This window comes from Streptomyces sp. NPDC051963, from assembly GCF_044593495.1.
Taxonomy (GTDB): domain Bacteria; phylum Actinomycetota; class Actinomycetes; order Streptomycetales; family Streptomycetaceae; genus Streptomyces.
This window is the reverse complement of the sequence record NZ_JBIUCC010000008.1, coordinates 22,237-35,714: the sequence shown is the minus strand read 5'-3', so window position 1 is coordinate 35,714 and position 13,478 is coordinate 22,237. Positions and strand designations below refer to the sequence as shown.

Sequence of the window (13,478 nt, the reverse complement as noted above, 5' to 3'; positions counted from 1 at the left end):
CCCTTTTGTCGTGCTCAGACCGCGATCGCGACCTCCGCCAGGCCGCCCTGCTGGGCGACGATGGTGCGGTCGGCGGTGGCGCCGCCCGGGACCAGGGCGCGGACGGTCCAGGTGCCCTCCGCCGCGTAGAAGCGGAACTGGCCCGTCGCGGAGGTGGGGACCTCCGCCGTGAACTCGCCGGTCGAGTCCAGCAGACGGACGTAGCCCGTCACCGGCTCGCCGTCGCGGGTCACCTGGCCCTGGATCGTGGTCTCACCGGGCTTGATCGTCGAGGCGTCGGGGCCGCCGGCCTTCGCTCCACACATAGTTCTCGTCCTTCGGTCGCAGCGGTTACTTGTTGGCGCCGAGCTCGATCGGCACGCCGACGAGGGAGCCGTACTCGGTCCAGGAGCCGTCGTAGTTCTTGACGTTCTGGACGCCGAGCAGCTCGTGCAGGACGAACCAGGTCAGCGCGGAGCGCTCACCAATGCGGCAGTAGGCGATGGTGTCCTTGGCGAGGTCGACCTGCTCGTCGGCGTAGAGCTCCTTGAGCTCGTCGTCCGACTTGAAGGTGCCGTCGTCGTTGGCGTTCTTCGACCACGGGATGTTGCGCGCGGACGGGACGTGGCCCGGACGCTGAGACTGCTCCTGCGGCAGGTGGGCGGGGGCGAGCAGCTTGCCGCTGAACTCGTCGGGCGACCGGACGTCGACCAGGTTCTGCGAGCCGATGGCCGCCACCACGTCGTCGCGGAAGGCACGGATCGACGTGTCCTGCGCCTTGGCCTTGTAGTCGGTCGTGGCGCGCTCCGGCACCTCCTCGACCAGCTCGCGGGCGTCCAGCTCCCACTTCTTGCGGCCACCGTCGAGAAGCTTGACGTTGTCGTGGCCGTAGAGCTTGAAGTACCAGTAGGCGTACGAGGCGAACCAGTTGTTGTTGCCGCCGTAGAGGATCACCAGGGTGTCGTTGGCGATGCCCTTCGCCGACAGGAGCTTCTCGAAGCCGTCCTGGTCGATGAAGTCACGGCGTACCGGGTCCTGGAGGTCCTTGGTCCAGTCGATCCGGATGGCGCCTCGGATGTGGTTCTTCTCGTAGGCGGACGTGTCTTCGTCCACCTCGACGATGGCGATGTCGGCGTTGTCGAGGTTGGCCTCGACCCAGTCGGCGTCGACCAGGACGTCGCTGCGGCTCATGCTCTTTCTCCTCCGGGGCAGTTGCGGCGGGGCGTGCGAGTGAGGGGGGCGCGCGGTCTCCAGAGCGGGACGGCGCACGAATGCCCTGGACAGGGCAGCGGGGGATGCGGAAGTCGATGCTTCCGCTCAGAAGGTGCGACAGAGCATGGCGGCGACGCGGCACAGGTCTACTGCCCGCCGCTTCGTGAGGTCCGCCTGGCGCTTCATGGGCTTGAGCTTAGGGACGGACAGGCGGGCGTGTCACCGGTGTGTCGTATTTTGAGACGCGATCGTCCGGGATACGGGATGCGGTGGCCGACGAGGGCACCTCGGCGCGGAGTCCGGGCGGACGTATCCCTCGTCACATCTACGGTACGGACGTCGCCGTCTCGCCTTTCGGACAGCCCGGCGGAGGCCGCTGACGTCCTACCCGGCCAGCCGGACGTTCGAACCCTTCACCCCGATCTCCACACCGTTCTGCGCCGCCTCGACCTTGTCCAGCTGGATGCCGCCCGGCAGGTCGTCGATCTGCTGCTCGAAGTCGGTGATCGTCCGGACCTGGTTGTCGGCGATCCGGACGCCGCCGAAGGACGGGAGGTCGTCGGCGTGCACCTTCACCGTGTTGTCGCCCTCGACCGTGACGGTGCTGAGGACGGAGAGCGGCTGGGGCAGCTTCGTGCCGAGCACGGTCGCCTCGACCGAGACCTTGATCTTGCCGTTGCCGCCGTCGGAGAGGCCGATGACGTTCGCGGTGACGCCGGGGGCGACCTGGGCGGGCTCCGACTGGGCGGTCTTCAGCAGCTCGGCGTAGGAGATGCTCGCGGTGCCGGTGGCGGTGGCCGCGGTGGCGGAGCTGTAGTCGCCGGAGAACTCGACGCCCTTCATGTTCGCCTGGAGATCGTCGATACGGATCTTCTCGGTGCCCTCGCCCGTGGGGGCCTCGTAGTCCTTGATACCGATCTCGACGTCGTCCAGTTCGCCGCCGACGACCTGGGTCAGGAAGGGGAAGCCCTTGATGGAGACATCGGGGTCGGAGGCGAGGTTCTCCGTGGTCCGGAGCTTGCCGGCGACCTCGTCCTCGGCGAAGTTCACGGCGAGGCGGTCGGCGGCTACGAAGAGGCCGCCGAGAATCACAAGGACGATCAGCAGTATTCGCAGTGCGCGCATGTTCGGTGTTCCCCCACCTAGGCGTCATCGACGACGACGGTCACTGACGGTCGGGTGACCGTCCTGCGCGAGAGTAACCCTGAGGCAAGGGGTTGGCCGGGGAATTGTCGATCAGCTGTGACAGGAGGGACGGGCTCAGCCCAGCGCCCGGCCCAGCAGGTACACCGCCGGCGCCGCTGCCGCCAACGGCAACGCGACCCCCGCCGTGAAGTGGACGAAGCGGGAGGGGTAGTCGTAGCTCGCGACCCGGTGCCCGATCAGAGCGCAGGCGGCCGCGCCCGCGCCGAGGAACGCGCCTCCCCCGGAGGGGGCACCCCCGGCGTCCAGCCCGGTCATTCCGCCCACCGCGATACCCGCGCCCGCCGCGGCGAGCAGCGAGACGAGCACGGACGCCGGAGTGGGAAGAGGCAGCGCCCGGGCCAGGATCGCCACGGCCACCGCCGCCGCGCCCACCGTGACCGCGTCAGTGTCGGCCGCGAAGTAGCCGGCCGCGATGATCGCCAGAGCCGCCGAGGCGACGGTGGCCATCAGGCCGTACATCCGCTCGTCCGGGTCGGCGTGCGAACGCAGTTGCAGGACCAGGGTCAGCAGCACCCAGACCCCCAGCGTGCCGAGGATCGCCGCCGGTGCGCGGTCGGCGGCCAGCAGCGCGACATCCGCGGTCAGCGCCCCGGCGAACGCCAGCGCGATGCCCTGCCGGGCCGGCCACATCCCGTTCAGCCGGAACCAGCCCGCCGCGGTGACGGCCTGGAGGACGACGAGCGGCAGGAGCAGCGCGTACGACCCGATGGCCGCGGTGCCGGAGAGCAGCAGCCCCAGCAGCGCCGTCAGCCCCGCCGGCTGCATCCCGGGCTCGATGATCGGCGAACGCCCTTCCAGCCGGGCCCGCTGGGCATCGGTCATACGGGAGTTCCCGGCAAGGGTGGCGGGACCGTAGGCGGGCTCGGGCTCATCGCTCCGGTCGCCGCCCTGGGCGGTCGTACCCGCCCCGGCGTCCGCGGTGCCCGGTGCCGGGTAGGCGGGGCTGAACTCCCCGTACCCCTGCGGCGGCAGATACGCCGCATCGGCGGCCGAGGCGCCCGAAGGAGCCGAGGGCACCTGCGTGTCCCAGGTCTGCCCCTGCCACTGCTGCGTCTGCTGCCGGCCGGCGTGCGGGTCCTCGTACGCCTGCTGCCAGTACGGGTCGTACCCCTGCGGGTACTGCCCCTCGTAGGACCCCTCGTACGGCTGGTTGGTCATCTCACCCTCCTGCGAACGGCGGCAGCACCTCGACCGTGCCGCCGTCGGCCAGCCGTACCGTCTCATGTCCGCGGGTCCCCACGGGGTCACCGTCGATGAGGAACGAGCATCGCCGCAGTACGCGGGTGAGTTCACCGGGGTGTCGCTCGCGCACGGCGTCCAGCGCCTCGGCGAGGTCGGCCGCGTCGTACGGCTCCTCGGCGACCCCAGCCGCGGCCTTCGCGGCGGCCCAGTAGCGCACCGTGACCTTTGGCATTCGCTTCCTCAATCAGTGACCGGTCGACAGTCGACAGGGCCAGGCTAGCCCGCCTTGGCCGCGGCCCAGTCCCCGATCCGGGCCAGCAGCTCGTCGGCCGCCGCGTGCTCGGCGTGGCCCATGCCGGGCTCCAGCCAGAGTTCGCCGTGGTCACCGGCGGCCGCGGCCAGCATGTGCGGGTGGTCGACGGGGAAGTAGCCGTCGAGATGGCCGTGCACGATGAGCAGCGGTGTGGGCGCGATGTGCGGGACGGCCTCGACCGGGGAGAGGGGGACCGGGTCCCAGCCGCGGTGGGTGATCCTGGTCCTCAGTCCGTAGCGGGCCGCCAGGCGCCCCTCTCGACGGGTGACCAGCCAGTGGACGCGCCGCATCCGGGGCGTGCCCCGGTAGTACCAGCGGGCGGGGGCGCTCACCGAGATCACCGCGTCGGTCTGCGCTTCGGTGCGCCCCTCGTGCTCCAGACCGGCCGCCTCGGCCGAGGTGCCGTAGAGCGCCGCATGCCGCAGCACGACCGAGCCGCCCATCGAGAAGCCGACCGTCGCCACGCGCTTGTGCCCCAGCTCGCGGGCCCAGGTGACCGCGGCGGCGAGATCGTGCACCTCGCGGTCGCCGACCGTCGAGGTGCCGCCGGACCGTCCGTGGCCCCTGAAGGAGAAGGTGACGACCGCGCCGTACTGCGCGAACGCCTGTGCGACCCGTCGCACGTGCGGCTTGTCCACATCGCCGGTGAAACCGTGCGCGACGACGAACACCACATCACCGGAAGGTGGCGCCCCGGCGTCGTATACGGCCGCACCCGGCTCGTATACGGCGTCGATCGTCACGCCGTCGAACGTACGCAGAAACGTACGCAAAGACCCCGCTACGCCCGTCTCGGATGTCGGACGAACGGTGGATCGTGCCACATGACCTGCCGCGCCAGCGCTCATGTGGGCTATTCTGCTGGACAGAGGACTCGGGCAGTGAAGCCCCCGGGTCCTTTTGTGCTTTCGGAAGCGTTGTATACGAAGCGGGAAACTCCAGGTGACCGCAGGTGTACGGGGCCGCCGGGATCGCAGAGCAGGTGATACACCGCACACGTCCTCGCAGGGACCGAGGAGGAACCAGACGTATGAGTTCTCTGCTGCTCCTGACCAATGCCCTCCAGCCGTCGACGGAGGTGCTCCCCGCTCTCGGCCTGCTGCTGCACAACGTGCGGGTGGCCCCCGCGGAGGGCCCCGCTCTCGTCGACACCCCGGGTGCCGACGTCATCCTGATCGACGGCCGCCGCGACCTCCCCCAGGTACGCAGCCTGTGCCAGCTGCTGCGCTCCACGGGCCCCGGCTGCCCGCTCATCCTCGTCGTCACCGAGGGCGGCCTCGCCGCCGTCACCGCCGACTGGGGCATCGACGACGTCCTGCTGGACACCGCCGGCCCGGCGGAGGTCGAGGCGCGGCTGCGGCTGGCCATGGGCCGCCAGCAGATCGTCAACGACGACTCCCCCATGGAGATCCGCAACGGCGACCTGTCGGTCGACGAGGCGACGTACTCCGCCAAGCTCAAGGGCCGGGTCCTCGACCTCACCTTCAAGGAGTTCGAGCTCCTGAAGTACCTCGCACAGCACCCGGGCCGCGTCTTCACGCGCGCTCAGCTGCTCCAGGAGGTCTGGGGCTACGACTACTTCGGCGGCACCCGGACCGTCGACGTCCACGTACGACGGCTGCGCGCCAAGCTCGGAGTCGAGCACGAGTCACTGATCGGGACCGTCCGGAACGTCGGTTATCGATTCGTTACGCCGGAGAAGGCGGAGCGCTCGGACCGTTCCGCGGACGAGGCGAAGGCCAAGGCGGCCCAGCCAAAGCCGGAGGATGCGGACGAGACGGCCTCCCTGGACGCCACCGAGGTCACTGCCGAGGCCTGACGACCTGTGGGCGGGTTCCGCCCGCCCACAGGAGTTGCACAGCCGAGCATCTTTACGCCCTGCCCAGAGCGGGTCCATCCGCGTAGACTCCGCGCGTGGCCAAGGTGACTCGGGATGATGTGGCGCGACTGGCAGGGACGTCGACTGCTGTCGTCAGTTACGTCATCAACAACGGACCCCGGCCGGTCGCCCCGGCCACGCGCGAGCGTGTCCTCGCCGCGATCAAGGAACTGGGGTACCGACCGGACCGGGTCGCCCAGGCGATGGCGTCCCGGCGCACGGATCTCATAGGCCTGATCGTGCCGGACGCGCGCCAGCCCTTCTTCGGGGAGATGGCGCACGCGGTGGAACAGGCCGCCTCCGAACGCGGGAAAATGGTGCTGGTCGGGAACTCCGACTACATCGCCGAGCGCGAGGTCCACTATCTGCGGGCCTTCCTCGGTATGCGGGTCTCCGGGCTGATCCTGGTCAGTCACGCACTGAACGACAACGCCGCCGCCGAGATCGACGCCTGGGACGCCCGGGTGGTGCTGCTGCACGAGCGGCCCGAGGCGATCGACGACGTCGCGGTGGTCACGGACGACCTGGGCGGCGCCCAGCTCGCCACCCGCCATCTCCTGGAGCACGGCTACGACTACGTCGCCTGTATGGGCGGCACCGCAGAGACCCCCTCGGTCGGCGACCCCGTCTCCGACCACGTCGAGGGCTGGCGGCGCGCGATGGACGAGGCCGGGATCCCCACCGAGGGACGGCTGTTCGAGGCGCCGTACAACCGCTACGACGCCTACCGCGTCGCGCTGGAGATCCTCGCCGGGCCCAGCCGCCCGCCCGCGATCTTCTGCTCCACCGACGACCAGGCCATTGGACTGCTGCGGGCGGCGCGCGAGCTGCGCATCGACGTGCCGGGCGAGCTGGGCGTCATCGGCTTCGACGACATCAAGGAAGCGGCCCTCGCCGACCCGCCCATGACCACGATCGCCTCGGACCGCTCGGCCATGGCACGCGCGGCCGTGGACCTGGTCCTGGACGACGGTCTGCGGGTGGCGGGCTCGCGCCGTGAGCGGCTGAAGGTGTTCCCCTCGCAGTTGGTGATACGGCGGTCCTGTGGCTGTCAGTGACAGCTGACCGGCGTTTGTGAGGGTTGTCTGAGAGCCCCCGACAACCCGCGAGAGCGGCCTTTATATAGGGCAAACGAGGTTCTGGCGGCGTTCTCAGCAAGCACTCAGGGAGCTCTCATCGAGGAGCGACAAGCTCTGAGACATGACCGAGAGCATCCGCCGCAGCGGCGAGTACGAGTACCCCAGCGAGGGCGACCAGCAGTCGACGTACGCCCAGCAGCACGCCTCCTCCCCCGTCGACCCCGAGTGGCCGCCCCCGCCGGCGTACCAGCCGCCGGCGCCGCAGGCTGCCGCCCAGCAGCCGGTCACCGTCGAGCCCGGTACGACGGTGTGGCCGTCGCACGCCTCGCACGCCTCGGCTCCGGCCGGGTTCGCGGCGGACGGCGCCGGTCACGGCGGCCAGGGCGGCGACGGCGGAACCGCGGTCCTCACGCCCGATCCCGCCCCCTCCTCGCCGAGGAAGCGGCGCCCCCGCGGCCCGCTCGCCCTCCTCGCCGCCGTGGCGATCGTCGCCGCGGCCATCGGCGGCGGTACGGCGTACGGCATCCAGGAGCTGACCGGCAACGACACGGTGACCGCGTCCAGCGCCAGCACCAACGTCGTGCCGTCCAGCCAGAAGGGCACGGTCTCCGGGGTCGCCACGGCGGTCAGCCCGAGCATCGTCGAGATCAACGCCACCTCGAACGCCGGTGAGTCCACCGGCTCCGGCGTGATCATCACCGGCGACGGCGAGATCATCACCAACAACCACGTCATCTCCGGCGCCTCGTCGATCAAGGTGAGCACCAGCGACGGCAAGACGTACACCGCGAAGGTCGTCGGCACCGACAGCAAGAAGGACCTGGCGCTCATCAAGCTGGAGAACGCCTCCGGCCTCAAGGCGGCCACCCTCGGCAACTCCGACGGAGTGCAGGTCGGCGACACGGTCGTGGCGATCGGCTCCCCCGAGGGCCTGACCGGCACCGTCACCAGCGGCATCGTCTCCGCGCTCGACCGTGACGTCACCGTCTCCACCGACGAGGGCCAGCAACAGCAGGGACAGGGCGGCAACGGGCAGTGGCCGTTCGAGTTCGGCGGCCAGCAGTTCAACGGCGACACCGGTTCGTCGACGACGACGTACAAGGCGCTCCAGACCGACGCGTCCCTGAACCCCGGCAACTCCGGCGGTGCGCTCATCGACATGAACGGCAACATCATCGGCATCAACTCCGCGATGTACTCCGCCGCCGACGCCACCTCCTCGTCCAGCGCCGGCAGCGTCGGCCTCGGCTTCGCCATCCCGATCAACACCGTCAAGTCCGACCTGAGCACGCTGCGGGCCGGCGGCTCCGACAGCTAGTCGACCAGTAACCAGTAGTCGACCAGCCGACCCAGGAGGTCATGATGATCAAGCAGGTCTCCCACTCCCCCTCCGTCACCGCCGCCGACCCGGCCGGCTTCGCCCTGGCCCTGGAGATCGCCCACGAGCTGCACGCTCCGGCACCCCGGGCCCCGGAGGTGGTGGCGAGCAGCAGCCGGGCCCGCCGTTCCGCCTCCGCCCGCACCCGCCGCCGTACCGTACGAGGCTGAAAGCGTGCGACGCTGAGATTTGTCAGTCCCACGTCCCACGTCCAGCCGCATCCGAGGAACCGAGCCCATGAGCCCCGCCGATGGCGACCGTGACCCCCAGCGCATCCTGATCGTCGACGACGAGCCTGCGGTACGCGAAGCACTCCAGCGCAGCCTCGCCTTCGAGGGGTACGACACGGAGGTCGCGGTCGACGGCGCCGACGCCTTGGAGAAGGCGACGCTCTACAAGCCCGACCTGGTCGTCCTCGACATCCAGATGCCCCGCATGGACGGCCTCACCGCCGCCCGCCGCATCCGCGGCGCCGGCGACACGACGCCGATCCTCATGCTCACGGCCCGCGACACCGTGGGCGACCGCGTGACGGGCCTGGACGCCGGGGCCGACGACTACCTCGTCAAGCCCTTCGAACTCGACGAACTCTTCGCCCGCGTCCGCGCGCTGCTGCGCCGCAGCTCGTACGCCGCCGCGGCCGGGGCGGGGTCGGACCAGGACGACGAGGCACTGACCTTCGCCGACCTGCGGATGGACCTGGCGACGCGTGAAGTCACGCGCGGCGGGCGGCCGGTCGAACTGACCCGCACCGAGTTCACGCTCCTGGAGATGTTCCTCGCGCACCCGCGTCAGGTCCTCACCCGTGAGCAGATCCTCAAGGCCGTCTGGGGCTTCGACTTCGAGCCGTCGTCGAACTCCCTCGACGTGTACGTGATGTACCTGCGCCGCAAGACCGAGGCGGGCGGCGAGCCGCGCCTCGTCCACACGGTGCGCGGGGTGGGGTATGTCCTGCGGCAGGGCGGCGCGGAGTGAGCAAGGTGCTGCGCCGGTTCCGCTCACTGCCGATCCGGGCACGGCTGGCGATGCTGGTCGCTGCCGCTGTGGCGTTCGGGGTGGCGGCGGTTTCGGTGACGTGTTGGTTCATTGTGCAGGGGAAGCTGTACGAGCAGGTGGACAGTGACCTGACGCAGACCTTGCGGCAGCCGCGGCTCGACGACCAGATCAACAACGTCCTCGCCATCTGCTCCGAGGACGCGCGCGGTATCGGGAACAGCTACTTCCAGGTGGTCAAGGAGGACGGGACCGTCTGCGTCAACGCGTTCTCCTCCGGCAAGGTCAAGGTCTCCGACACCGACAAGAAGGTGATCGAGAACGGCAGCAAGGACGCCGTCTTCCACAACGGCACCGCCGAGAACGGCGATGACGTACGCGTGCTGACGCTCCCCCTGTCCACCAATGAGGGCCCTGCGGCCCTTGTCCTCGCAACCTCCCTCAAGAGCACAGAATCCACGCTCAACGAACTCGCCCTGATCCTCCTCCTCGTCTCCGGCGTCGGAGTCATCGGCGCAGGGGCCGCCGGCCTCGCAGTCGCCCGCGCCGGTCTGCGCCCGGTCGACAAGCTGACCGAGGCCGTCGAACACGTGGCCCGCACGGAGGACCTGACCGTCCGCATCCCCGTGGAAGAAGACGCCGAGGACGAAGTCGCCCGTCTCTCCCGCTCCTTCAACTCGATGACGTCGTCCCTGGCCAGCTCACGCGAACTCCAGCAACAGCTCATCGCGGACGCCGGTCACGAACTGCGCACCCCCCTCACCTCCCTCCGCACGAACATCGAGCTCCTCACCCGCAGCGAGGAGACCGGCCGCCCCATCCCGGAGGCGGACCGCAAGGCGCTGCTCGCCTCGGTGAAGGCGCAGATGACGGAACTGGCGGCCCTGATAGGCGACTTGCAGGAGCTGTCCCGCTCCGAGGGCCAGCGCGGCGAACGCGTCCAGGTGATCTCGCTGGAGGACACGGTGGAGTCGGCCCTGCGCCGTGCCCGCCTGCGCGGCCCGGAGCTGACGATCACCGCGGACCTCCAGCCCTGGTACGTCAGGGCGGAACCGGCGGCCCTGGAACGCGCCGTCGTCAACGTCCTCGACAACGCGGTGAAGTTCAGCCCCGAGGGCGGCACCATCGAGGTCCAGCTGAGCGGGGGCACCCTGACCGTCCGCGACCACGGCCCCGGCATCCCCGCCGAGGAACTCCCCCACGTCTTCGACCGCTTCTGGCGCTCACCGTCCGCCCGAGCCCTCCCCGGCTCAGGCCTCGGCCTGTCCATCGTGGCCCGCACGATCCAACAGGCAGGCGGCGAGGTCACACTGGCCCGCGCGGAGGGCGGCGGCACGGTGGCCACGATGCGGCTGCCGGGGGCGAGCACCCCTCCGCCGGAGGTGCCGTAGTGCTCTCCGACTCCCGTCTCCCGCGTTGCTGTGAACCCGGCCGCAGGACAGGACGCGCCGCAGTTCGCCACAGGAACCCGCTCGGTACCCACTAGATGACCAGCGCAAGCCCTGGATCGTCGCGGCTGATCGCAACGGTGGACGCCCTGCGGTCGGCGCTGGCGGAGAGCACGGACCTGCTTCGGTTCACGCTCGGCGGGACGATCGACGAGGAGACCGCGGCCGATGCGGAGGCCGACGGGGTGCCGCGGGAGTTCCTGGACTTCTGCCGGGTGCTGGACGGCGCGAGCTGCGGGCCGTCCGTGCAGCTCTTCGGCCTGGAGGAGGCCGAGGAGCACCAGTTCTACTGCGGGCCGGTGGTCGACTCCCCGCTGCGGTTCTCCCCGGACAAGCTCTACTGCGTCGGGATGCTCCACGAGGCGCCGGTCTTCCTCGACCGCGCCGGCGGCGGTGTCCTCGGCGCCCCGGAACAAGGCGCGGACTGGGTCGACGCGGAGCGCTTCGAGCGGCTGGCGCAGGGGCTGGAGGAGTTCTTCCTGGAGCGGCTGGCCACTCCTGCCGAGTATGCGCGGCTCGTCCAGGTCGACGACGAGACGGCGGAGTACGAGGACTGGCTGAAGCTGCTGCGGCGGGCCGCGCTCGCCGGCTGAGCCGCCGTAGAGGACGTATGGCCACCCATGACGAGGTGGCGGAGCTGTTCGGCTCGGGCCGCGTGGTCCACGACCTCTCGAAGCGGACCCGGCAACCTTTTCCGTGCACGGCGGCGACCGACCCTCGGACCATCCCCCGCACGGAACGGATCGCCGCATGAGTGAACAGCATGGCAAACCCCGTCACCGCAGAAGCCGCAAGGCTCTGGCGGTCGGCGTTCCCCTCGCCCTCGCCGCCGCCGGAACCATCGCCTACGGCACGGTGTTCGGCGTCGGGCAGAAGGCCTCCGCTGCCGCGACGGGTGACCCCGTCTGGGCCACCGCCACCGCTGACGGCTTCGCCTCCGTCAACTCGCAAGGGCAGGACGGGACTTATGGGGGGCGGGACGGGCAGACCGTGACCGTCAGGACGCTCGCGGATCTGGAGAAGTACGCGACCGCCGCCGAGCCGTACGTCATCGTCGTCGCGGCCACGATCGACATGGATCCCGTCGGGAAGGAGATCAAGGTCCAGTCCGACAAGACCATCGTGGGCGCCGGGACGGCCGGGCACATCGTCGGCGGTGGGTTCTTCCTCGGGTCAGGGGTGCATAACGTCATCATCCGGAACCTGACCATTCGGGACGCCTACCAGGGCGTCTGGAACGACAAGGAACACGACTTCGACGCCATCCAGATGGACGGGGCCCATCACGTCTGGATCGATCACAACGATCTGCGGCACATGGCCGACGGGCTCATCGACGTCCGTAAGGACACCACCGACGTCACGGTGTCCTGGAACAAGCTCAGTCAGGACAACAAGGCCTTCGGTATCGGGTGGACCGAGAACGTCGTCACCGACATCACCATCCACCACAACTGGATCAGCGAGACCGAGCAGCGCAACCCGTCCACGGACAACGCCGCGCACGCGCACCTCTACAACAACTTCCTGGAGGACGTCGCGGGGACCGACATCAAGTCCTCGTACGGCAACTACTCGCGCGGCAGGACGGCCATGGTCCTGGAGAACTCCTACTTCCAGGGCGTCAACAACCCCGTCATCAAGGACGGCACCGCCACGGTCGTCCAGCGCGGCAACGTCTTCTCCGGGACCAGTGGACGGAACGAGAGCGGAGGGGCTGCTTTTGATCCGAAGGCCTTCTACGGCTACACGCTCGACCAGGCCGCCGACGTCCCGAATCTCCTCAAGTCCGGTGCCGGGCCCCGTAGTTCCATCGGGACCATGTCGACCACCGCGGCTGCCGCCACCACCCTCACCGTCGCCAAGGACGGCAGCGGCCAGTACTCGACCGTTCAGGCCGCCGTCGACGCCGTCCCCGCCGGCAACCCCGCCCGGGTCGTGATCTCCGTGAAGCCGGGCACGTACCGCGAGGTCGTCAAGGTTCCGGTCGGCAAGCCGCACGTCACCATCCAGGGCAGCGGCAGCAGCCGTAAGGACACCGTCATCGTCTACGGCAACGCGGCGGGCATGCAGAAGCCGGACGGGTCGGGGACGTACGGCACCCCGGGCAGCGCCACGATGTCCGTCCAGTCGGACGACTCGCAGGTCCGCAATCTGACCGTCACCAACGACTTCGACGAGGCCGGTCATCAGGACATCGCCAACCAGGCGGTGGCCCTGCTGACGCAGGCCGACAAGGTCGTCCTCGACAGTCTCATCGTCAACGGCGACCAGGACACCCTGGAGCTGGAGACCGCCGCCAAGGACAGGCTCGGGCGGGTCTACGTGAGCAACTCCTACATCACCGGCAACGTCGACTTCATCTTCGGCCGGGCGACGGTCGTCGTCGACAGGTCCGTCATCACGCTGAAGAAGCGCTGGAACGGCACCTCCGCCGGGTACATCACCGCCCCGAGCACCCCCGCCGAGCGCAAGGGCATCCTCATCAACCGCTCGACGGTCAACGGCGACGTGTCCGCGGCCTCCTTCTTCCTCGGCCGCAACTGGCACCCGAGCGGCGACACCACCGTCGACCCGCAGGCCACGGTCCGGAACTCCACGCTGAGCGCCGCCATCAAGTCCACTCCGTGGTCCGACATGGGCGGGTTCTCCTGGAAGGACGACCGGTTCGCCGAGTACCGGAACACCGGCGCGGGCGCGGGCGCCGCGAGCAGCGAGCGGCCGCAGCTGACCGACGCGCAGGCCGGCGGCCAGGAGGTCGCGGACTGGCTGGGCGACTGGACGCCGGCAGTTTCCTGACGGCTGTTTC

15 protein-coding genes are annotated in these 13,478 nt (G+C 69.8%); 8 read left to right on the top strand and 7 right to left on the bottom strand.

The genetic code is table 11. The features are described 5' to 3' along the window. Nucleotides 1–14: 14 nt before the first annotated feature. The 7 genes from ACIHFB_RS31480 to ACIHFB_RS31450 form a co-directional block, all read right to left on the bottom strand. Nucleotides 15–305 (bottom strand): DUF1416 domain-containing protein, encoded by a 291-nt coding sequence (locus ACIHFB_RS31480; RefSeq protein WP_365275255.1) that lies wholly within the window; start codon nt 303–305, stop codon nt 15–17. A 25-nt stretch (nt 306–330) separates the two neighbouring features. Continuing rightward, nucleotides 331–1,170, bottom strand: a complete 840-nt coding sequence (locus ACIHFB_RS31475; protein ID WP_365275252.1) for a sulfurtransferase — start codon at nt 1,168–1,170, stop codon at nt 331–333. Between the two features lie 126 nt (nt 1,171–1,296). Further along, nucleotides 1,297–1,377, bottom strand: coding sequence for a putative leader peptide (locus tag ACIHFB_RS31470; protein WP_350310325.1), 81 nt, complete (start codon nt 1,375–1,377; stop codon nt 1,297–1,299). Between the two features lie 198 nt (nt 1,378–1,575). After that, entirely contained in the window at nt 1,576–2,316 is a 741-nt protein-coding gene (locus tag ACIHFB_RS31465; RefSeq protein WP_365275249.1) for a DUF2993 domain-containing protein, read from the bottom strand. A gap of 135 nt (nt 2,317–2,451) precedes the next feature. Further along, a complete protein-coding gene (locus ACIHFB_RS31460) occupies nt 2,452–3,555 on the bottom strand; it encodes a hypothetical protein (RefSeq protein WP_365275247.1) in 1,104 nt (367 codons plus the stop codon). A 1-nt stretch (nt 3,556) separates the two neighbouring features. Continuing rightward, a complete protein-coding gene (locus ACIHFB_RS31455; protein ID WP_365275244.1) occupies nt 3,557–3,811 on the bottom strand; it encodes a MoaD/ThiS family protein in 255 nt (84 codons plus the stop codon). A 44-nt stretch (nt 3,812–3,855) separates the two neighbouring features. Next, the gene (locus ACIHFB_RS31450; RefSeq protein WP_400128738.1) at nt 3,856–4,740 is read right to left on the bottom strand and encodes an alpha/beta hydrolase family protein; all 885 of its coding nucleotides are present in this window, start codon (nt 4,738–4,740) and stop codon (nt 3,856–3,858) included. Between the two features lie 182 nt (nt 4,741–4,922). On the opposite strand from ACIHFB_RS31450, the gene ACIHFB_RS31445 reads away from it, so the two are divergent. The 8 genes from ACIHFB_RS31445 to ACIHFB_RS31410 all read left to right on the top strand — a co-directional run bounded on the left by ACIHFB_RS31445 (nt 4,923) and on the right by ACIHFB_RS31410 (nt 13,468). Next, nucleotides 4,923–5,711 (top strand): response regulator transcription factor, encoded by a 789-nt coding sequence (locus ACIHFB_RS31445; RefSeq protein ID WP_400128737.1) that lies wholly within the window; start codon nt 4,923–4,925, stop codon nt 5,709–5,711. Nucleotides 5,712–5,806: 95 nt separating this feature from the next. Continuing rightward, nucleotides 5,807–6,829, top strand: coding sequence for a LacI family DNA-binding transcriptional regulator (locus tag ACIHFB_RS31440; RefSeq protein ID WP_365275235.1), 1,023 nt, complete (start codon nt 5,807–5,809; stop codon nt 6,827–6,829). A 142-nt stretch (nt 6,830–6,971) separates the two neighbouring features. Continuing rightward, a complete protein-coding gene (locus tag ACIHFB_RS31435; RefSeq protein ID WP_365275232.1) occupies nt 6,972–8,168 on the top strand; it encodes a trypsin-like peptidase domain-containing protein in 1,197 nt (398 codons plus the stop codon). A gap of 41 nt (nt 8,169–8,209) precedes the next feature. Beyond that, on the top strand, nt 8,210–8,398 hold the full coding sequence (locus ACIHFB_RS31430) for a hypothetical protein (protein ID WP_400128736.1): 189 nt from the start codon (nt 8,210–8,212) through the stop codon (nt 8,396–8,398). Between the two features lie 67 nt (nt 8,399–8,465). After that, nucleotides 8,466–9,203 (top strand): response regulator transcription factor, encoded by a 738-nt coding sequence (locus ACIHFB_RS31425; RefSeq protein ID WP_400128735.1) that lies wholly within the window; start codon nt 8,466–8,468, stop codon nt 9,201–9,203. Further along, the gene (locus ACIHFB_RS31420) at nt 9,200–10,612 is read left to right on the top strand and encodes a HAMP domain-containing sensor histidine kinase (RefSeq protein ID WP_365275226.1); all 1,413 of its coding nucleotides are present in this window, start codon (nt 9,200–9,202) and stop codon (nt 10,610–10,612) included. Before ACIHFB_RS31425 ends, ACIHFB_RS31420 begins: the two co-directional genes overlap by 4 nt. A 95-nt stretch (nt 10,613–10,707) precedes the next feature. Further along, on the top strand, nt 10,708–11,262 hold the full coding sequence (locus ACIHFB_RS31415) for a hypothetical protein (RefSeq protein WP_365275224.1): 555 nt from the start codon (nt 10,708–10,710) through the stop codon (nt 11,260–11,262). A gap of 157 nt (nt 11,263–11,419) precedes the next feature. Beyond that, nucleotides 11,420–13,468 carry a pectinesterase family protein gene (locus tag ACIHFB_RS31410; RefSeq protein ID WP_365275221.1) on the top strand — a complete coding sequence of 683 codons (2,049 nt, stop codon included), beginning with the start codon at nt 11,420–11,422 and terminating at the stop codon, nt 13,466–13,468. Nucleotides 13,469–13,478: the final 10 nt, after the last annotated feature.